Genomic DNA, 20242 nt, shown 5'->3' with positions numbered 1-20242 from the left:
GCGGTTCGACCCGCGTGTTTGGTGATCCTAGGAGCATCAAAACCTCCGAGTCAATAAATAAATCATTCCGATTTATTAATTGACGCCTAACTTCTCTCCGTTCATTGTGCCCGTTAGGCTGCCGTGAAAGTTAGACAGCTCAAGGGTTTGGGAGCCAAGGATGGATGAAACAGCGCCGGGCGCCGGGGCCAACCCGCCGGTGACGCTGATGGGCGGAAGCCGCGGCACCACCCAGACTGGGGTGAGACTTTACAACGAGCGCCTGATCCTCTCCCTCATCCGGCGCCATCGCAGCCTCGCCAAGGTCGAGATCGCGCGCCTGACCGGCCTGTCGACACAGACCACGACGGTCATCATCAACCGGCTGGAAGCAGACGGACTGCTGCTCGCCGGCGAGCCGCAGCGGGGTCGCATTGGCCAGCCGTCCGTCCCCTACTCGCTCAATCCAGACGGCGCTTTCGGGCTCGGTCTGATGATCGGCCGGCGCAGCTCCGATCTGGTGTTGATGGACTTCATCGCCGGCATCCGCGCCAGGCGCCGCACGATCTACGCCTTCCCCTTGCCTGAGGACATCATGGCCTTTGCGGAACGCGAGATGCCAAACCTTCTCGCCGCAGTGCCGGAGAATCTGCAAGGCAGGATCAGCGGCATCGGCGTCGCGATGCCGTTTGAATTGTGGAATTGGGAGGCGGATCTGCAAACGCCGCCCGGCGTGCTCGGCAGGTGGCGCGACTTCAACGTGGCCACCGAACTCTCGCGCCGCTTCGGCACATGGCCGATCCGCGTCCACAACGACGCAACGTCGGCATGTGCGGCCGAACTCACCTTCGGCGCGGGAGCAACCTACCGCGACTTCGCCTATTTTTATGTCGGCACATTCGTCGGCGGCGGCATCGTTCTGAACGGCAGTCTGTTTCCGGGTCGTAGCGGCAACGCCGGAGCGCTCGGCTCGTTGCCGATCATGCGACGGGAAGAGAGCGGCGAGACCAGCCTCCAACAGTTGATCCGCACCGCCTCCATCTATCGCCTGGAGCGTCGACTGATCGCCGCCGGTCTGCGCGGCACCGAGATCTGGCTCTCGCCTGATGATTGGTCGAGCTTCGAGGAGCCGCTCGAGGCCTGGATTGCCGAAGCCGCCGAGGCGCTGGCGCAGGCGATCGCTGCGTTGCTGGCGGTCATCGACTTTGAAGCCATCGTCATCGACGGTGCTTTTCCGGCCGACGTGCGGCGCCGCCTTGTCGAGAGAACCAACTTGCAATGGGCACACATGGACCGGCAGGGACTCACCGACGCCGTGGTGGTGGAAGGCTCGGTTGGTCGCGATGCGCGCGCAATCGGCGGCGCCGCTCTGCCACTGCTGGCGACTTTTGCGCGCGACCATGACGTTCTGTTCAAAGAATGAATGTGGTCTGTCAAAGACGTGGATGGCCTGGACCGGCCATGACGAAGCGGACAGTGCTGCGCTCGATCACCCCTTTCGCGCGCGTCTCTGCCTGTCGCGGGCGGCCCGCACCTTGGCACGATTGCCGCAGACGCGCATTTCGCACCAGCGGCGGCCGTTGTTCTTGGTTGTATCGAAGAATAGCCAGCCGCATTCCTGGCCTGCGCAGCGCCTGGTGCGCAAGAGGTCCTTTTCCATGAGCAATGTCAGGGCCGACAGCGTGATCGGACCCAGGATCGCCGCTTCGATGTCGCGACGCGGATCAAACACCCAGATGTAGCTGCCGAGACGCATCCGCATCTCGGCGTGGCGTAAATTCGCGGCGTGCGCGGCTGAGAGCAGGTCGAGCAGCCTGGCCGAGACCGGCCGCTGCTCGGCAAGCGCGGTGCCGATCGTCCAGATCAGCTCGCGCATCTCGATCGCGCGTTCGAAGGCGCGGTGCGCCCGGCGCGGATGGCCCGACAGCGTGGAGCGTATGTAGGCGCAGTCGGAGGGCGGCATGACGCGGGCGTGTTCGACCCACTGCATCAGCGTGTCGAAATCCCTCAAATGCTCCTGGTGGGCCGGCAAGCCACGCGCCGACGACGTGTTGGTGAAATCCCATGCCAGTTCCCCGCCGACCAGATCGAGGCTGCCGGCGCGTGAGGGCGGGAGGACGGTTCTGGTCCGGCTGTGGGCGCTCATGTGTAACCATCAAACTGCATGTAGGAGCCCGCGTGCTGATCCGCGGCGCGACAAAGCCGCCTATCTCAGGCGTTTTCGCGCGGCGGCGCAAGGGGAAGCCGTAACCTTCTATCGATTGTTGACTGGTAGCGGGGGGCGTGACAGCCTGTGACCTGCAAAACGTAATTTGGAGGTTACCATGACCGGTTGTCGCGGCGCTCTCCCCTTGCTTGTGTCCGTTCTTGCCCTGGCGGTCGCGGCCCCCGCCGCCGCGCAGTTGGGCGGCAAGGAAGTCAAGATCGGCATTGGCGGGCCGCTCACGACGACCTCGGCCGGTTTCGGCATCGAGATGAAACAGGCCGTCGACCTCGCCGTCGATGAGCGCAACGCGGCCGGCGGCATCACCGGCGCCAAGGTTTTGGCCATAGCGGTCGACGACAAGGCCGACCCCGAAGCCGGAAAGGCGGTGGCCAAGGGCTTTTGCGATGATCCGTCCATTCTCGGCGTGGTCGGCCACGTCAACAGCGGCGTTGCCGTCGCGACGGGGCAGATCTACGCCGACTGCTCGCTTGCGGTGATCACGCCGATGGCGTCGAACCCGAAAGTGACGGAGAGCGGCTTTGCCACCATCTTCCGACTGACCAACCGCGACGACAGGAAGGGGCCGGGTCTGGCGCACTATCTCATCGAGAAGATGGGCAAGAAGCGCGCGCTCGTGGTCGACGACGGCACGCCCTATGGCGTCGGACTGGCCGATCAGTTCGTCGCCGGTTTTGGCAGCGGCGGCACTGTTGTGGCGCGCAAATCGGTGAAGGTGGGCGAGAAGGATTTTGCCGATTTCGTCAAGTCGTGGCCAAAGGATTTTGACGTGGTGTTCTTTGCCGGCATACGCGAAGGAGCGCTGATCCTGAAAGAGATGCGTGCAGAAGGATTGACGCAACTGTTCACCTGCGGGGACGGCTGCTGGGACACCAAGGCATTCATTCAGGCATCCGAAGGCGCCGCTACGAAAGCGGAAGGTGTTCGCATTCTCTCCGCCGCGCCCGCGATCGGGACCGTTCCCGGCAGCGCCGAGTTCGGCGCGAATTACACGGCGAAGTACGGGCCGATCAACAACTATGCGGCAAGCTCCTACGATTCGGCGCGCGTGCTGATGGTTGCGATCGCTGATGCCGCCAAGGCGAAGGAAGGTGTGCCGACGCGTGCTGACGTCGTGGCGGCGCTTCGCAAGCTGACTTTCCAGGGCATCGCCTATGCGAGGCCGGTGCAATGGACCGAGAAGGGCGACAACAAGTCCGCCGTGATCTTCGTCAATACGGTCGAGGGCGACCATTTCAAGCCGATCGATCAGATCGGCGAATGAGGATCGTTGCCGCGCGCTCCTCCTCCCCGTTACGGAGCTTGGGTCAGTGGCAGCCGTTGGGCGCCCGTCGATCCAAAGGCAGAGGGCAATGTGCTGATCTGCTGCGCACAGCCCGAGGGCAACGTCGTGATTGACTTGCGACGGCAGCGGCCTGGGCGCACCAGAGCTCGAACCTGGAACCCGCTGGTTCAAGCGACATGCTACTGCCATTGATTTCACGAGAGAATTTTCCCAACTGCATCAAAGCGACGCGCCAATCGCAGCAATTGCTCTGCAAGTGCCGCAATCGCTCTGGGGCAGCGGAGCACAAGGTTCGCTAGACCGTTGCAGTGTCAAACCCAAGATCCCGCTATGTGCCGAGCGGCACTGCCACGCCCGCATCGATCGTCGACGCCCTAAAAGCGATAGCCGGCGATTCGCCAAAGGTGCGCGCGAGCTTTGCCAAGGGCCAGTGCGTCCATGGCGCCTATATCCCGTCGGATCGGGCGGAGGAGATAACGAAATCCAAGAGCTTCACAAGACCATCACGGGTGCTGGCGCGCTTCTCAGTCGGCGGCGCCAATCCCGGAGTGGCGGATACTGACAAGCTCGCGTTGCGCGGCTTCAGCTTCAGGCTCGGAAACGTAGATAATCAGTCCGACATTCTCACGCAGAGCGCTCCGGTGTATCATGCAAGGACGCTCGACCAGATGCTGGCGTTCCTCAACGCGGGCATTCCGGGAGCGGACGGCAAGCCGGATCTGGAGAAAATCAACGCATTCTCCGCCGCCAATCCCGAAACGCTGCACCAGGCTAATTACATCGCCGCGGGTCCGCTGCCGGCGAGCTTTGCGGGAACAACCTACTGGGGCGTGCACGCCTTTCCCGCGACGAATTCGATGGGGGAGACTCGGTTCATCAAGTTCAAGGTCACGCCCGTCGGCGGAGACATCACGCTGACGGAGGACGAGGCTAAGGCGAAGTCTGTGGATTTCCTGCACGAAGATCTCGAACATCGGATCGCCGCAGGCGATGCCCGCTTCAGCGTGATGGCGCTGCTCGATCGTCCCGGGGATCCCACCATGGACGTGACCATCCGTTGGCCAGACGAAGACAGACGAGAGGCGCTGCGGTTGGGAACAATCGTTATCACCGCCATCGAGCCGAACGAAGCGTGCGACGCCTTCTTCTTCGATCCCGCAAATCTCGCCGAAGGCATCGGTCATCCGCCTGACGAGATCTTCGCGGCGCGCAGCGCCGCCTACGCGATCTCGTTTGCGAGGCGTCGTTGATCAGGCGAGTCCCCTTGACTACCCCGGACTACGTCTCGTCTTCCGACGCGCCTAGTGTTTCGCGGCGCCACACGCCTGGGCTGACGCCGACGACGGTCGAGAACACCCGCGTAAAGTGGCTTTGATTGGCGAATCCGGCCGATAGTGCAATCTCGGCCAGCGGCAGCTCGCGCACCGTCATCAACTGCTTGGCCGCCTTCACGCGCTGATGAAGCAGCCACTGGTGCGGCGGCAAACCGGTCGAAACCCGAAATGCACGCGAAAAATGGCTGACTGAGAGGCCGAACTCGGCCGCGATCTGCCGCAACGAAAGCTGCCCGCCGAGATCGGATTCCAGTTTTTCGCAGGCGCGCTTCACTTGCCACGCCGCGAGACCGCCGCGGCTCGATACGGTGATGCGCTGCAGTCCGCCATAGGCCTGGGCGATGTGCGCGGTGAACGCCAGCATCATGTGATCGATGAAAAGCTGGTTGGCTTCGGCCGGCCGACTCAGCCCTTCCAACAGCGATGCCCCGATATGACGCATGACCTTGTCGTCATGGCCGAAGCCGAACTGACAGGCGAGGTCGCCAACACGCGGTGTGCGGGATTCTTTGGCGATGACGTCGAGCGCTGAACGTGGAAGATAAAACTGGAGGGAATGAAACGGCTTGTTGATGACAAAACCCGGATCGCTCCTGAGATCGTACAGATACGTTGTACCGGCTCGGACGTCCGCCTTCGTGACGCACTTGCCGTGATCCCAGAGTTCGCAGTCCGGGTAATTGTGAAGCTTCAGGCTGACCAGATAGGCCTCATCGGCCACCGAGCCGGAAAGGCCCGGCACGGGGTTATCGTCCTGGGTTTCGGTGACCGCGAGATCGACGCCACGCATTGAGCGCGTGATCAGCGAGGGCGGCGCATCCCTCAGGCGCAACTGCTGCCTGACCCTCAGTCCGAAGGTGCTCGCCTGTGCCATGGGCGTGGTCCCTTAGGTTTCGTTTCCCGTTGCACCATTCGCTTCGCGGCGCCACACGCCTGGGCTAACACCGACCGCGGCCGAGAATACCCGCGTGAAGTGGCTTTGATTGGCAAACCCGACCGAAATTGCGATTTCGGCCAGGGGCAGATCGCGGACAGTCATCAACTGCTTGGCCGCTTTCACTCGCTGATTGAGCAGCCATTGATGCGGCGGCAGTCCGGTGGAGATTCGAAACGCGCGTGAAAAATGGCTGACCGAGAGGTCAAACTCGGCCGCGATTTGTTGCAGTGAAAAAGTCCCGCCGAGGTCAGACTCGAGCCTTTCGCAGGCTCGCTTCACCTGCCACGGCGCAAGACCGCCGCGAGCCAGTTCGCCGACTCGCCTCAGCCCACCATAGGCCTGGGCAACATGCGCGGTGAACGCAAGCATCATGTGATCGATGAAAAGCTGGTTGGCCTCGGCCGGCCGACGCAGCCCCTCCAACAGCGACGCCCCGACATGACGGACGACCGCGTCGTCGTGTCCAATGCCGGGCTGATAGTCAAGTTCATCAACGCGTGGAGCGCCGCTCTGTTTGGCCATGTCGTCGAGCGCCGAGCGCGGCAGATAGAAAAAGACGGAGTGGAACGGCTTGTCAATTACGTAGCGTGGATCGCGCTTCAGGTCATAAAGATACGTTGCGCCGGCGCGGACATCCGTCTTGATGATGCACCGCCCGTCTTCCCAGCATTCGCAGTCCGGGTAATCGCGAAACTTGAGGCTGACAAGATAGGCATCCACGGAGGGAAACGAGCCCGAAAGATCGCGCACGGGGTCATCATTCCGGGTTTCGGTGACCGCGAGCTCGGCGCTGCGCAAGGAGCGCGTGATCAGCGAGGGCGCATCCTTCAAGTACAAGGGCCGCCCGAGCCTCTCTCCGTAGACGCCCGCTTGTGTCATATGAGGTCAGTCTTATCAGTGGAGTTGGATGGGGCGGGCCATCGTCGCGCCCGCAAGATCGCGGCACATTATCGGAGGTGGGCAGCTACCGTCCAGACTTCCTCGTGGAACGGGTAGCTGTGTTAGCAGCGGCTCGATCAATTCGCGACAGAAAAATTCTCACAGCGATTTCAATGCAATTGCGCGTTTTCGGCGTGGTTTGTCCAAATCACAGCGCGGTTCCATCGTGCGTTTGTGAACGCCAGTGGCGCTTCCGTCCCTCGTCGCGTTGGCCACGCCGCCAGCCGTGTCCAGCGCTCGCAGAGGCTTTAAGCAGAATCAGGCAAAGCACCGCCGATTTAGGAAAGAACCCGTAGTTCTCCGCGCCTAGAACGCGCACCGAGAGCTCGCGGCGCTCGGGCAATCGATACGGACCACGCGAAGCATCGGCTTCGCCAGCCAGCAAGTCACGCCTAGCAACGCGAGTGCCAGCCCCCCACGCGAGTACACCGTCATGAGCAAGCCGATCTCGCACGATCCATCCACGGCTCCGCCGGTTAGGCCCAGCGCGCACCAGAACGACTTGCCGGTCTCCGACCGGCGTGCCGCCGACGCAGAGATGGCGCGTGTGCTCCACACCACGCCATTTCGCATGGCATTGGACGCCTCCGGTGCCGGGATCGCCCACTGGAAGCATGAACCATTGCACGACGTCGTCGAACCCATGAGCCACCACGTCATCATGGCTTACAACGGCGTGACGCAGCACATGGAGCGGCGGTCAGGAAGATCGGTTGCAAGTGGAACGTTTCGTCCCGGGGTCGTGATCATCATTCCGGAAGGATCAAGCTCGCGATGGGACATTCCGAAACCTGTTGACGTCGTGCAGCTTTATCTTCCCCATGCAACGCTGAAGCGCGTTGCCGAGGAAGCCGAGACCGGCACACCGACCGATCTGCTGGAGCGAACGGCGCATCCCGACCCCATTACATCCCGATTGCTCTTGAGTGCGGCCGGTGTGCTGGAGGGCAATCGGGCACTGGATGCGCTGTTCAGGCATCAGCTGACTAACCTCTTGGCCACGCGTCTCCTGGCTGCGCACACCAGTTCGCCAACGACGTTCCAACCGACCATGGGTGGGCTTTCGCCGAAGGTCCTGCTCCGTGCCATCGAACGCTTGCGTTCGGACAGCGATGCGGACGTCTCCCTCGATGCCCTGGCTTCGGATGCCGGCCTATCGCGCTTCCACTTCTGCCGCGCTTTCAAAGAGAGCACTGGGCTCTCACCTCTTGCCTGGTTGCGGCAACACCGGCTGGAGCAGGCCATGAACATGCTGCGCAACACTGACGCATCGATCGTGTCGGTGGCGGTGGAGCTTGGCTACGCCTCTCAGACGGCCTTCGCCGCGGCGTTCAGGCGATTGACCGGGGAAACGCCGAGCGATTGGCGGCGACGCGTGCGTTAGCAAAGTCTCCCTGCGGTCAACGAAGTTCCTTCAGAACGCGAGGACAGCTCGATGAACAAGCCGATCCTGCACGATCCTTTGGAGGCTCTGCTCGTCGCACCCAATGCGCGCCACAGCGACTCGCCGGTCGCCGACCGGCGCCGTGCCGACGTGGAGATGGCGCGCGTCCTCAAGACCGCACCGCTCCAATTGGCTTCGGACCCTTCCAACGGCGCCATCGCGCATTGGAAGCATGGGGCTCTGCATGACGTGGTCGAGCCCATGACCGACCACGTCATCATGACTTACCCGACAGGCGTTCAGCGCCTGGAGCGGCGCACCGGGAAATCGGTTGCGATTGGAACGGCGCGTTCCGGAGTTGTGACGATCATTCCGGCCGGTTCAAGCGCCAGATGGGATATTCCCGGTTTTGTCGATGTCATCCAACTTTATCTTCCGCATACGGCGCTCGAACGCATCGCCCGCGAAGCCAACGCGCCCGCTCCCGGCGATCTTCTGGAACGAACCGGTCATCCCGACCCCGTCGTATCCGGGCTGCTGATGAGTGCGGCGGATGTGCTGGAGGGAAATGCGACCCTGGATCTCCTGTTCAGGCAGCAACTGACGGATCTCCTGGCCACGCGTATCCTGGCTGAGCACACCGGCGTGCCAACGACGTTCGAGCCGATCATGGGCGGGCTGTCTCCCCATGCCTTGCGACGCGCGGTCGAACGCCTGCGCTCGGACAGCGATACCGACGTGTCGCTCGCTGCGCTCGCATCGGACGCCGGGCTCTCGCGCTTCCACTTCTGCCGCGCCTTCAAGGAAAGTACCGGGCTTTCACCCCATGCCTGGCTGCGCCAGCAGCGGCTCGATCAAGCCATGAACATGCTGCGCGATACCGATGCGTCGATCGCGTCGGTGGCCGCACAGCTTGGCTACGCTTCCCAAACTGCATTCACCGCGGCGTTCAAGAAACTGACCGGCGAAACCCCGAGCGATTGGAGACGGCGCCTACGGTAGCAGCAATCGCTCTGCAGATGCCGCAATCGCGCTGGCGCGGCCGCAGCTCCGGTCCGGTAGATGATCAGGGTGCCCACGCTCCAAAGACGGAGACAAACGATGACCCCGAAGACCTTCGTCAAGCTCTTTGCAATCCCGCCGCAACGGAGACTCGTCGCAACGACAATCGTGTACGGACTTTCGTTGGCAGTTCGCTTCACCTCTGCAACCGGCGAGGAGGTGGAAATTCCGCCGCAGTCCCTGCAGAGGACTAACCCGACGATGTCCATCATGACCAACGATGGCGCCCGGCTTCCCTACGCTGACTGGGGCAGCCCGAATGCCGCCGAGCCGGTTTTCTTTCGCCGCGGCTGGCCGCTCCGGGCGGCATCGACGCCGAGCTGCCCCTCCCCCTAAGACCTAACGTTTTCGCTTCACGTCTTCGCGTCGTCGACCACACGAAACCGCAACAGGAGCGGCGGCGGCGACGCGCCTATGCCCGAAGATCAACCACAGGAGAAGATCACATGCGAATAGTCATCATAGGCGCCGGCTTTGCCGGCATGTACGCCGCACTTTCCGCCGCACGCCTCCGCGACATCCAGGGCGCTTCGCCCGACGAACTCGAGATCGCGCTGGTTGCGCCGGAGCCGACACTGGTGGTTCGCCCACGGCTTTATGAGCCGAAGCCGGAAACCCTGACGGCGCCCCTATTGGATGTCCTCAAGTCCATCGACGTTGTCTACATGCAAGGCAGCGCCGAAACGGTCGATACCAAGTCCCGCATGCTGCAGGTCGCTACCGCCAAGGGCACGCGAAAGACGCTCTCCTATGACCGCCTGGTCGTAGCCACCGGCAGCCGGCTTTTCCGCCCGAACATTCCCGGCCTTGCTGAACACGCCTTCAGCGTCGACCAGCTCGACGACGCGATTGCCCTCGACCGGCATCTGCACGGCCTGGCGGATCGGCCGGCAAGAAACGGACGCGACACCGTCGTCGTTGCTGGCGGCGGCTTCACCGGCATCGAAACGGCGACGGAGATGCCTGCGCGGCTTCGTACGATCCTCGGCAAGGATGCCAAGCCGCGTGTGATCATTGTCGAACGCAACGGTGCGATCGCTCCCGATATGGGCGCTGGCCCTCGTCCCGTCATCGAGGATGCCCTGCGCAAGCTCGGCGTAGAGACCCGGGTCGGCGCCGGTGTCACCTCGCTTGATGAAACCGGTGTCACGCTTTCAAATGGCGAACGCATCGAAACGGAAACCGTCGTCTGGGCGGCAGGTATTCGCGCCGCGCCATTGACCCAGCAGATCCCCGCCGAGCGCGACAATTTCGGCCGGCTGCTGGTTGATCAGGATCTGCGTGTGACGTCGGTGCCTGGCGTCTTTGCCACCGGCGATGCCGCAAAGGCAGCGTGCGACGATGTCGGCAACTTTGCGTTGATGTCCTGCCAGCACGCCACCAGGATGGGCGCCTTCGCGGGCAACAATGCCGCCGCAGAGCTCTTGGGCGTCCCGACCAGGCCGTATCACCAGAAAGCCTACGTCACGTGCCTCGACCTCGGCGAAGCCGGCGCGCTCTTCACGCGGGGCTGGGAACGGAAAGTCGAGATCGTCGGCGAGGTTGCAAAGAAGACCAAGCACGAGATCAACACGGTGTGGATCTACCCGCCGCGGGCCGAGCGTGCTGCCGCGCTGGCGTCGGCCGATCCGGAGCACGTCACCGAAGTCTGAAGGCCTCACGCGATACGGCCGCGCTTCCCACGCAGAAGCGCGGCTCCCGCGCCATCGACCAAACTGGAGCTCACCATGATGAAACCCGAGACCGTGCGCACCACAGCGTTCGCCATGCCGTTGACGAACCCGGCTTTTCCACCCGGCCCCTACCGCTTCGTCAACCGCGAGTACTTCATCATCCAGTACCGGACAGATCCCGAGGCGCTGCGCCGGATCGTACCGGCACCGCTCGAGCTGACCGAACCGGTGGTGAATTACGAGTTCATCCGCATGCCGGATTCAACGGGGTTTGGCGACTACACCGAAAGTGGCCAGGTCATCCCGGTATCCTATCAAGGTCTGGCCGGCAGCTTCACCCATCAGATGTTCCTCAATGATCATCCGCCCATCGCCGGCGGGCGTGAGCTGTGGGGCTTTCCCAAGAAGCTGGCGCAACCGAAGCTCGCGGTCGAGATCGATACACTGGTCGGCACCTTGAACTATGGCTCGGTTCGCATCGCGACCGGCACCATGGGTTACAAGCACCGCGCCCTCGACACCGAAGCCGAGGCCAGGAAGCTCACCGCGCCCAATTTCCTTCTCAAGATCATCCCACATGTCGACGGCTCGGTACGCATCTGCGAGCTGGTCCGCTACCACCTCGAAGACATCACCGTGAAAGGCGCGTGGACCGGGCCGGCAGCGCTGGACTTGTATTCGCACGCCCTCGCCCCCGTCGCCGAACTTCCGGTCCTTCAAGTGCTGTCGGCCAAACACGTCGTAGCCGACCTGACGCTCGGACTCGGCACCGTGGTCCACGACTACCTGTCGCCGGGCGTGACCCCACAACGACGCGAAACCAGGTCCGAGATCCTTATCGAAGCGACGCAGGCTGATCGGATCAGCCGCAATATCGGGAGTTTGAAATGCTGAAGGTGATGCGCGAGCAAATCAGTTCCGTGCCGCAGGCGTCCACGCCGCTGCCATATGACATCGTCGCCCTGGTGCTGCAGGGCGGCGGAGCTCTGGGAGCCTATCAAGCCGGAGTGTATGAGGGCCTGCACGAAGCCGGTATCCGGCCGAACTGGTTGGCCGGCATTTCGATCGGCGCGCTCAATGCGGCGATCATTGCCGGATCGCCGGAAGACCAGCGGGTCGAGCGGCTGCGCGAGTTCTGGGAGACCATCTGTGCGTGTCCGGCGGGATGGCCCGCCGGCGAAGGGTTGGCCGACGCCCTGCCATTCGCGTTCGACATGCGCTCGTTGCACAATGCGATGGCGGCAATGAGGGCCCTATTCCAGGGTCAGCCCGGCTTCTTCAAGCCCCGATTCCCGTCGCCGTTTTGGTCGCCCTTTTCGGGCGATGCAGCGACCAGCTTCTACGACACCGCGCCGTTGCAGCGGACGCTGGAGAAGCTCGTCGATTTCGATCGGCTAAACGCGGGCGAGGTGCGCGTCAGCGTCGGCGCAGTCAACGTCCGCACCGGTAACCTGACCTACTTTGACACGACCGAACATAAGCTGGGACCGAAGCATTTCATGGCTTCCGGCGCGTTGCCACCGGGCTTCGCCGCCGTCGAGATCGAAGGCGAGCATTATTGGGATGGCGGCGTCGTCTGGAACACCCCCCTCTCACGCGTGCTGTCAAGCGAGCCGCGTGACACGCTGACATTTCAGGTCGATCTCTGGTCTGCCCGGGGTCGCGTTCCCCACGACATGATGGAGGTGTCGAGCCGCCAGAAGGACATCCAATATTCGAGCCGCACGCGCGCCATCACCGACCAGGCGCTGCGCATGCAGAAGATGCGTCAGGCGTTGCAGCGGGCGATCCAGGAGTTGCCGGAAAGGGCAAGGCAGGATCCGGAAATCCGCGCCATCGCAGATATGGCCCGTCATCGCGCCTACAACATCATCCATCTCATCTACCAGTCCAAGATCTACGAGGGCCAGTCAAAGGACTACGAGTTCGGGCTGAGCGCGATGCGCGCGCACTGGCAGAGCGGACTGGACGATATCCGCCGCACGCTAGCCGACCCACGTCGCCTGGACCCGCCAGCTCCCGAGCTCGGCATCGTCACGCATGACGTCCACCGCCGCGATTGAGACCTAACGCCCCCGCAGGTTCGGAGAATGCAATGTCGACTTTGTCTTATGCCCCTGAACAGAACGCCAAAACCTCTCTCTCTCCGTCGCGTCGGGCGATCCGTCGGGCAGCGCTCGCATTCGCCGCGGCCCTCGGCGTCGCCGGAGCTGCCGCCTTCGGCCACTACTATGTCACGACCGGCCGCTACCTGGAAATGACCGATGACGCCTATGTCAAAGCCGATTCCACGATCATCGCCCCGAAAGTTTCCGGCTACATCGCCGAAGTGCTCGTCGCCGACAACGAGCCGGTGAAGGCTGGTCAGATTTTGGCACGGATCGACGACCGCGACTTCAAGACCGCGTTGAACCAGGCCAACGCCGACGTTGTGGCTTCCCAGGCCGCGGTCAAGAACCTGGACACGCAGATCGAATTGCAGCAGCCGCTCATTCAGCAGCAGGCGGCCGAGGTCGAGGCAACCGAAGCCACTCTGAAGTTCGCGCAGCAGGAGCGCGCCCGCTACGACGACCTCATGAAATCGGGCTCGGGGACGATCCAACGGGCCCAGCAGACCGACGCAGCGCTGCGTTCGCAGACGGCACAGCTTCAGCAGGGCAAGGCGGGACTGCTCGCCGCCAACAAGAAGGTCGAGGTGCTCTCATCGCAACGCTCGCAAGCAATCGCGCAACTCGATCACGCACGCGCGGTCGAACAGCAAGCCGCTCTGAACCTCTCGTACACCCAGATCACGGCGCCGGTCGACGGCACGGTTGGGGCGCGGACACTCCGCGTCGGCCAGTATGTGCAGGCCGGAACGCAACTGATGGCGGTGGTGCCGCTCGATCAAGTCTATGTGGTCGCCAATTTCAAGGAGACACAGCTCACGCATGTGCGCAATGGCCAGCCGGTCGAACTGCGGGTCGACAGCTTCCATTCGACCAGGCTGAAGGGCCATGTCGACAGCCTGTCGCCGGCGAGCGGCCTGGAATTTGCGCTGCTGCCGCCCGACAACGCCACGGGCAACTTCACCAAGATCGTACAGCGCGTGCCGGTGAAGGTCGTGCTCGACGACCAGAGCCTGAATGGTCTCCTGCGCCCAGGCATGTCGGCGGTGCCGACCATCAATACCAAGTCGACTGTCGTCGCCGAGCGCGCCGCCGAAAAGCAGCTCGCGACGCGTAGAGGCAAGCCCCGAAGTTGAACAACGCGTCCTCTCTTGCACGCCAGGAGACAGCCATGACCACACTGCAAACAGCCATCAATGCCTCTCCTGCCAGCGAAGCTCCGCTGTCGGCCGCTGCTGCCGCTGTCTCCTCAAGAACCTGGCTCGCGGTGATCGGGGCCACGCTGGGCGCCTTCATGGCGGTGCTCAACATCCAGATCGTCAATGCCTCGCTTGCCGACATTCAGGGCGGTATCGGTGCCGGCATCGATGACGGCGGCTGGATCTCGACCTCCTACCTGATCGCCGAGATCGTGGTGATCCCCTTGAGCGGCTGGCTTGCCCAGGTGTTCTCGGTCCGCATCTATCTTCTCACCAATGCGTTCCTCTTCCTGGTGTTCTCGGCGGCGTGCGCGCTCGCGCAAGACCTACCCCAGATGATCGTGCTCCGCGCAATACAGGGTTTTACCGGCGGCGTTCTGATCCCGATGGCGTTCACGCTCATCATCACGCTCTTACCGAAGGCGAAGCAGCCGATCGGGCTGGCGATGTTCGCCATCTCCGCGACATTCGCACCGGCGATCGGTCCGACCATCGGTGGCTATCTCACCCAAAACTTCGGCTGGGAATACATCTTCTATGTCAACGTCGTGCCCGGCGCGATCATGATCGCCATGCTGTTCTTCTCGCTGGAAGCGACGCCCATGAAGCTGTCGCTGCTCGCTGAAGGCGACTGGGCCGGCATCATCACCATGGCGGTCGGGCTCGCCGCTCTTCAGACAGTTCTTGAGGAAGGCAACAAGGACGACTGGTTCGGCTCGCCCCTCATCGTTCGCCTAGCCGTGATCGCGGCAATCGCGCTGACGCTGTTCCTCGCAATCGAGCTAACCACCAAGAAGCCCCTGCTCAACTTGCGGATCCTGTTTCGCCGCAATTTCGGCTTCGGCGTGCTTGCAAACTTCTTGCTCGGCGTATCGCTGTATGGCTCGGTCTACGTCTTGCCGGTCTATCTGTCGCGCATCCAGGGCTACAACTCCGAGCAGATCGGCATGGTGCTGGCCTGGACTGGCCTGCCGCAGCTCGTGCTGATCCCGCTGGTCCCTCGCCTGATGAAGCGATTCGATCCGCGCCTCGTGATCGGGGTCGGCTTTGTGCTGTTTGGCGGTTCCAATTTTCTGAACATCCACATGACCAACGACTATGCGGCCGATCAGCTTTTCTGGCCGAACGTCATCCGCGCGTTTGGCCAAGCCCTCGTCTTCGCGCCGCTATCAAGCGTTGCGACCGCGGGAATGGAAGCGGAGAATGCAGGGTCGGCGTCAGCTTTGTTCAACATGATGCGCAATCTCGGCGGCGCGATCGGCATCGCCGCGCTACAAACACTGCTGACCAAGCGCGAGCAGTATCACTCCAACGTTCTGTCGCAGCAGGTCACGCTGTTCGAGCAGGCCACCCGCACCCGGCTCGATCAGCTCATGCAGTATTTCATGAGCCACGGGGTGATCGACCGCTCCGACGCCGTCCATCACGCCTATGTTGCGATTGGCAGGGTCATCCAGAAGCAGGCCTTGATCCTCGGCTTCAGCGACACCTTCTATCTGCTCGGCGTGTCGCAGATCGTCGCCCTGGCCGCAGCGCTCATGCTGACCAAACCCGACCGCCTCGACGCCGGCGGCGCCCACTGACCGTCTTTCTGTTTTGTCTCAAACATCGAAGGGAAGCCCCATGCTGAAGGGAAAAGTAGCAATCGTCACCGGATCGACCAGCGGCATCGGACTGGGCATCGCGAAAGAGCTAGCCAAGCTCGGCGCCGGTCTGGTGTTGAACGGCTTGGGCGACGCTCGCGAGATTGAGGCGATCCGCACTGGTATCGAACGTGAGCACGGCGTGCGCGTCGTCTACGACGGCGCCGACATGTCAAAAGCCGATGCCGTGCGCGGATTGATCGCCGCGATAGTCGAGAGATTCGGACGCATTGACATCCTGGTGAACAATGCCGGCATCCAGTTCACCGCCCCGGTGGAGGACTTTCCTGCCGCCAAATGGAATGCAATCCTCGACATCAATCTGTCCGCTGCGTTCCACGGCATTGCCGCGGCAGTGCCTCAGATGAGGAGGCAACGTTGGGGACGGATCGTCAACATCGCTTCCACGCACGGCCTCGTCGCGTCGTCACATAAGGCCGCCTACGTTGCGGCCAAACACGGGCTGGTGGGCCTGACCAAAGTGGTTGGTCTGGAGACGGCCGGCAGCGGCGTCACTTGCAACGCGGTCTGCCCGGGCTGGGTGAGAACCCCTTTGGTCGAAAAGCAGATCAGCGACATCGCCGCGCAAAGGGGCATAGATCAGAGGGAAGCGGCCAAGGAGCTTTTGGCCGAGAAGCAACCGTCTCTGGATTTTGTCTCCCCCTCGCAGCTTGGCGGCACCGTGGCTTTCCTCTGTTCGCCTGCGGCAGACCAGATCACGGGCACAGCAATCTCCGTCGATGGCGGCTGGACCGCGCAGTAGTCAAGCGACCACCGCAGCGGCGCGCGCCGCTCCAACCGAAACATGGAGGCCATCATGGATGCAGAGCAGAAAGTCGCTATCATCACCGGCGCGTCGCAGGGTATCGGCGAGGCCTTGGTCAGGGCATATCGCGATCGCAATTTTCGTGTCGTTGCGAATTCGCGCTCGATCAGAGAGCCGTCTGATCCGGATGTCCTGGCGATTGCCGGGGACATCGCCGATCCGAACACCGCGGAATAAGCTGGCGTGCGAAATCGCAGTCGTTCGTGGTGCAAACGTCACGCACACGAGAGCGAGAGTGCACAGGCCACCCGCACAGCGAGTATAAGAGCTATTCTCGATATCTGGCTCGGGAAATTTCCTTGGGTTAATACTCGTTCTGCAATGTGAGTATGCGCCGCGTGTCTATGTTGCGCGTATGGATCTCTGGCAACGTCCAAGCGAGTTCTTACCCGCCCGGGCGATATTGATGATCTTGCTACATCCGCGTGCGCTGCTGGATTTTACCGCCCAAGCACTTTCTTGATGCCAGCCAGACCGACGCGCAGGAACGGATCCGAATGGACGTAGAAATATTTGACGCCGTGCTCCAGCCAGAGCGGCAACTCGTCCGAGGTCACCAGCGTTCCGGCGACCTTGCCGGCTGCACGAATCCGGCCCACCGCGAACGCCACCCGCTCGATGACCGCCTGCGGACGCGATTGCCCGAACGGCGGGGCCGGCGGATAACCCATGTTCTGAGACAGGTCGCCCGGGCCGATGAAGAATACGTCGATCCCCTCCACTGCGAGAAGTTCATCGATATCATCGATCGCCTTGGGCGTCTCGATCATGGCAATGACGAGCCGTTTCTGATGGTCGGCGGGGCACGCATAGCGCACGGCATCAACGATCGCGCGGGCCTGCTCGGCGGTATCGACCATCGGCACCATCAGCCCATCCGCGCCGGCATTAAGATAGCGGATCAGGATCGGTCGTTCATGTGAATGCGGGCGAACGATGGCCGCGCCGCCTGCGCCGCGGATGGCCTGAGCCGTCACGCGAACATCTTCAAAACTCCAGGTGCCGTGCTCGCAATCGACGAAGATCGCATCGGCTCCGAGTTCCACCAGGCGGGCCGCCAGTCCAGACGAGGCGTGGTGCGGCGTGAGCATCGCGATCGCCTCGCCCTTGGCAAGGCGCTCGCGCAATTTGGCTCCGTTCATGGGAGATCCTCTTCTCTAGCTGTTCTTGTCCTTCAGGCCTTCCGGCGCGCCGACCCAACGAGCCGCTTCGATATCGGCGGACGTATCTCGCATGAAGGTCGGGCAGATGTGCAACTCGGGAATCATGGCACCCTTCTGCAGGCTGGCGCAGAGCAGCACCGCGCGGGCGACGTCGTGGGGGTTGAGCATCACCGCGCGTTCATCGTCCAGCGGCGGCCGCGCGCGATTGTCCATGATCGGGGTGTCGGTTTCGCCGGGCAGGATGGTCGTCGCGCGGATACCCTGGTTGCGGTAAGTATTGTGCAGGAAGGTCATGAAATTCTTCACGCCGGCCTTGGCCGCACCGTAGGCGGCGCCGCCGAGCAGGCTCGGATTGACGACCGCGAGCGACGAGACGGTGATCACCGTGCCCTCCTTCCTGGCGATCATGTCCTCGAGCACGGCCTGGGTCAGGTTGAACACCGCGGTGAGATTGACATTCACCGTGGCGTTCCACTCGGCTTCGCTGATGAAGCGGGCGTTGAGCACCCGGCTCGCGCTGCCGGCATTGTTGACGAGGATGTCGATCGCCCCGAGATTGCGCTTGGCCCAGGCAACCGTCTCCAGGATCGACTCGCGCGACGCTACATCAAGCACGTGGGCGACGGCCTTGCCGCCGGCCTTCTCGATCACGGCCACGACATCCCACAGCGGGTCGATCCGCCGCCCGGTCAGGACGACCGTTGCGCCTTCCCTGGCGAGCAGGATCGCAGTCTCGCGCCCGATCCCCGTTCCGGCCCCGGTGACGAGCGCGATCTTTCCATCGAGCAGACCCATGTTTCCCCTATTCGGCGGCGGTCGCCGCCACGCTGGAGCGCTGATAGCCGTAAATCTGCCTCGCCGCCGCGGGCGTGATCAAGCCTTCGGCAAGGTCGAGCTCGATCGAAGTCGCGGCGCGCTCGGATGTACGTCCCCAGCCGCCGCCGCCCGGCGTCTCCACCTCGAGACGGTCGCCCGTCTTCAACACCACCTTGCCCTTGGGAAATTGCGGTTCGCCGTTGCGGTAAACCTTGCCGGCGCTGCCCGACTTGCCGCCTACGACGCCGAAACAGGGATGGCGCACGCGTTCGGATGCCAGATAGATGTTCATCGGGTTGCGCCCGAGATTGCGCAGCACGACGCGCTGGCCGAGGCCGCCCCGGCTCTTGCCGGCGCCGCCGGAGTCGGCAATCAACTCCTTGCATTCGGTGAGCGCGGGAACTGCGATCTCGAACATCTCGATCGCCGTAACCCGGCAATTGGAGGGGAAGCTCAGCGTGTCCAGACCGTCGAACTCGGCGCGTGCGCCCTGCCCGCCGTGAAAATTCTGCACCGAGCCATATTGCGATCCATCGTCACGCCGTCCCACACAATTGGCGGCCCAGATCGGCGCCCCGCCGCTGTCGCCCATCACCTTGTCCGGCACTACGCCTTCCAGCGCCTTGAAGATCAACGACGGAATCACATGCCCGATCAGGTTACGCGAATTACCCGCCGTCCATTGCTCCGGATTGAGGATCGAGCCCAGCGGCGCCTCGTCCGTGATCGGCGTGATGCAGCCTTCGTTGTTGGGCGTGTCCGGGTCGAGCAAACATTTCAGCGCGTAGACCGAATGGGCGTAGCGATAGTTGGTGCGGCAATTGATCGAGTGAAGGATCTGCTCTGATGTTCCGGTGTAGTCGACGTGAATGGACTCGTCGCGGACGATCACGGCGGCCTTGAGCGTCACGTCGGTGTCGTAGCCGTCGAGCAGGACCTCAGCGCTGTAGGTCCCGTTCGGCCATTGCTGGATTGCGCGACGTGTCTGTGCTTCGGAGCGTGTGTGGATCGCGTCGGCCAGTTCGTCGATGCTGTCGAGATCATACTCGTCGAGGAACTTAACCAGTTCGCGGCCCATGACGTTGTTGGCCGCAATCATGGATTCGAGATCGCCCATCACCTCGGTCGGCAGACGAACGGAGGCGGCGATGATATCGAGGACGTCCTGGTTGGGAACGCCGGCCTTGTGCAGCTTCACGATCGGAAAGCGGATGCCCTCCTCGAAAATATCGCTGGCTTCGGAGTGCAAAGGAGCGCCGCCGATATCGGGCAGATGCGCGATCGAGCCGGCATAGGCCACGACCTTGCCGTTCTTGAAGATCGGCGTGATCATGGTCACGTCGGGCAGATGACCGGTCCCGATCTCCGGATCATTGGTGGCGAGCACGTCGCCCTCTTGCAACGTTTCGGCCGGAAACTTCGGCAGGAAGTATTTCTGCGCGGCCACCGGCAGTGAGGTGATGAACACCGGGATCGACCAGGTGCATTGCGCCAGCGCGCGACCGCGGCTGTCGAGCAGCACGGTCACATAATCGTGGTTCTCGCGCACGATCGGCGAGAACGCGGTGCGGCCGAGCACGATGTCGGCCTGATCGGCGATGAAGATCAATCGATTCCACATCACCTGCAGGTTGATCGGATCGTTGAAATCGGCAGCGTTCACGGACATG

The 20242-nt window shown here is 62.7% G+C and carries 18 protein-coding genes and 1 pseudogene; 13 read left to right on the top strand and 6 right to left on the bottom strand.

From position 1 onward, the window contains the following. The first annotated feature begins 160 nt into the window (after window positions 1-160). A complete protein-coding gene (locus NLM33_RS42465) occupies window positions 161-1402 on the top strand; it encodes an ROK family transcriptional regulator (RefSeq protein WP_254104349.1) in 1242 nt (413 codons plus the stop codon). A gap of 66 nt (window positions 1403-1468) precedes the next feature. Here the strand turns inward: NLM33_RS42465 and NLM33_RS42460 are convergent, their stop codons facing one another. Then, entirely contained in the window at window positions 1469-2125 is a 657-nt protein-coding gene (locus NLM33_RS42460; RefSeq protein WP_254104348.1) for a CGNR zinc finger domain-containing protein, read from the bottom strand. Window positions 2126-2303: 178 nt separating this feature from the next. Here NLM33_RS42460 and NLM33_RS42455 point away from each other — a divergent pair, with 178 nt between their 5' ends. Beyond that, entirely contained in the window at window positions 2304-3467 is a 1164-nt protein-coding gene (locus tag NLM33_RS42455) for a branched-chain amino acid ABC transporter substrate-binding protein (protein WP_254104347.1), read from the top strand. A 353-nt stretch (window positions 3468-3820) separates the two neighbouring features. Next, window positions 3821-4738, top strand: coding sequence for a catalase family peroxidase (locus NLM33_RS42450; RefSeq protein WP_371930070.1), 918 nt, complete (start codon window positions 3821-3823; stop codon window positions 4736-4738). 28 nt (window positions 4739-4766) lie between these two features. Here NLM33_RS42450 and NLM33_RS42445 read toward each other — a convergent pair whose 3' ends face one another. After that, the gene (locus tag NLM33_RS42445) at window positions 4767-5696 is read right to left on the bottom strand and encodes a helix-turn-helix domain-containing protein (RefSeq protein WP_254104345.1); all 930 of its coding nucleotides are present in this window, start codon (window positions 5694-5696) and stop codon (window positions 4767-4769) included. Between the two features lie 12 nt (window positions 5697-5708). Then, window positions 5709-6638, bottom strand: a complete 930-nt coding sequence (locus NLM33_RS42440) for an AraC family transcriptional regulator (protein ID WP_254104344.1) — start codon at window positions 6636-6638, stop codon at window positions 5709-5711. 493 nt (window positions 6639-7131) lie between these two features. On the opposite strand from NLM33_RS42440, the gene NLM33_RS42435 reads away from it, so the two are divergent. From NLM33_RS42435 to NLM33_RS42390, 10 genes and pseudogenes are all read left to right on the top strand, one after another. Beyond that, window positions 7132-8082 carry an AraC family transcriptional regulator gene (locus NLM33_RS42435; protein WP_254104343.1) on the top strand — a complete coding sequence of 317 codons (951 nt, stop codon included), beginning with the start codon at window positions 7132-7134 and terminating at the stop codon, window positions 8080-8082. A 51-nt stretch (window positions 8083-8133) separates the two neighbouring features. Next, window positions 8134-9084 carry an AraC family transcriptional regulator gene (locus NLM33_RS42430; protein ID WP_254104342.1) on the top strand — a complete coding sequence of 317 codons (951 nt, stop codon included), beginning with the start codon at window positions 8134-8136 and terminating at the stop codon, window positions 9082-9084. Between the two features lie 99 nt (window positions 9085-9183). Further along, window positions 9184-9480: a hypothetical protein gene (locus NLM33_RS42425; RefSeq protein WP_254104341.1), complete on the top strand. Its 297-nt coding sequence runs from the start codon at window positions 9184-9186 to the stop codon at window positions 9478-9480. Window positions 9481-9590: 110 nt separating this feature from the next. Further along, entirely contained in the window at window positions 9591-10796 is a 1206-nt protein-coding gene (locus NLM33_RS42420; protein WP_254104340.1) for an NAD(P)/FAD-dependent oxidoreductase, read from the top strand. A 78-nt stretch (window positions 10797-10874) separates the two neighbouring features. Then, on the top strand, window positions 10875-11711 hold the full coding sequence (locus NLM33_RS42415) for an acetoacetate decarboxylase (protein WP_254106146.1): 837 nt from the start codon (window positions 10875-10877) through the stop codon (window positions 11709-11711). Further along, complete coding sequence (locus NLM33_RS42410) at window positions 11705-12880, top strand: patatin-like phospholipase family protein (protein ID WP_254104339.1); 1176 nt, start codon at window positions 11705-11707, stop codon at window positions 12878-12880. Before NLM33_RS42415 ends, NLM33_RS42410 begins: the two co-directional genes overlap by 7 nt. Before the next feature lie 32 nt (window positions 12881-12912). Beyond that, entirely contained in the window at window positions 12913-14061 is a 1149-nt protein-coding gene (locus NLM33_RS42405; protein WP_254104338.1) for an HlyD family secretion protein, read from the top strand. 35 nt (window positions 14062-14096) lie between these two features. Next, the gene (locus NLM33_RS42400; RefSeq protein ID WP_254104337.1) at window positions 14097-15707 is read left to right on the top strand and encodes an MDR family MFS transporter; all 1611 of its coding nucleotides are present in this window, start codon (window positions 14097-14099) and stop codon (window positions 15705-15707) included. A 40-nt stretch (window positions 15708-15747) separates the two neighbouring features. Continuing rightward, window positions 15748-16530: a 3-hydroxybutyrate dehydrogenase gene (locus tag NLM33_RS42395; protein WP_254104336.1), complete on the top strand. Its 783-nt coding sequence runs from the start codon at window positions 15748-15750 to the stop codon at window positions 16528-16530. 54 nt (window positions 16531-16584) lie between these two features. Next, window positions 16585-16767: pseudogene (locus tag NLM33_RS42390) on the top strand (SDR family NAD(P)-dependent oxidoreductase); the annotation flags it as partial. Window positions 16768-17033: 266 nt separating this feature from the next. Here NLM33_RS42390 and NLM33_RS42385 read toward each other — a convergent pair. Genes NLM33_RS42385 through NLM33_RS42375 form a run of 3 tightly spaced genes read right to left on the bottom strand, consistent with a single transcriptional unit; the run spans window position 17034 to window position 20241 of the window. Then, a complete protein-coding gene (locus NLM33_RS42385) occupies window positions 17034-17735 on the bottom strand; it encodes an HpcH/HpaI aldolase/citrate lyase family protein (RefSeq protein ID WP_254104335.1) in 702 nt (233 codons plus the stop codon). A 15-nt stretch (window positions 17736-17750) separates the two neighbouring features. Continuing rightward, on the bottom strand, window positions 17751-18551 hold the full coding sequence (locus tag NLM33_RS42380; protein ID WP_254104334.1) for an SDR family NAD(P)-dependent oxidoreductase: 801 nt from the start codon (window positions 18549-18551) through the stop codon (window positions 17751-17753). Window positions 18552-18558: 7 nt separating this feature from the next. Next, on the bottom strand, window positions 18559-20241 hold the full coding sequence (locus tag NLM33_RS42375) for a hydantoinase B/oxoprolinase family protein (protein WP_254104333.1): 1683 nt from the start codon (window positions 20239-20241) through the stop codon (window positions 18559-18561). Window position 20242 lies beyond the last annotated feature (1 nt).

Origin of the sequence: Bradyrhizobium sp. CCGUVB1N3, from assembly GCF_024199925.1 — a bacterium.
Taxonomy (GTDB): Bacteria; Pseudomonadota; Alphaproteobacteria; order Rhizobiales; family Xanthobacteraceae; genus Bradyrhizobium.
Note: the sequence above shows the minus strand (reverse complement) of the source record. Positions and strands in the feature narration are given on the sequence as shown.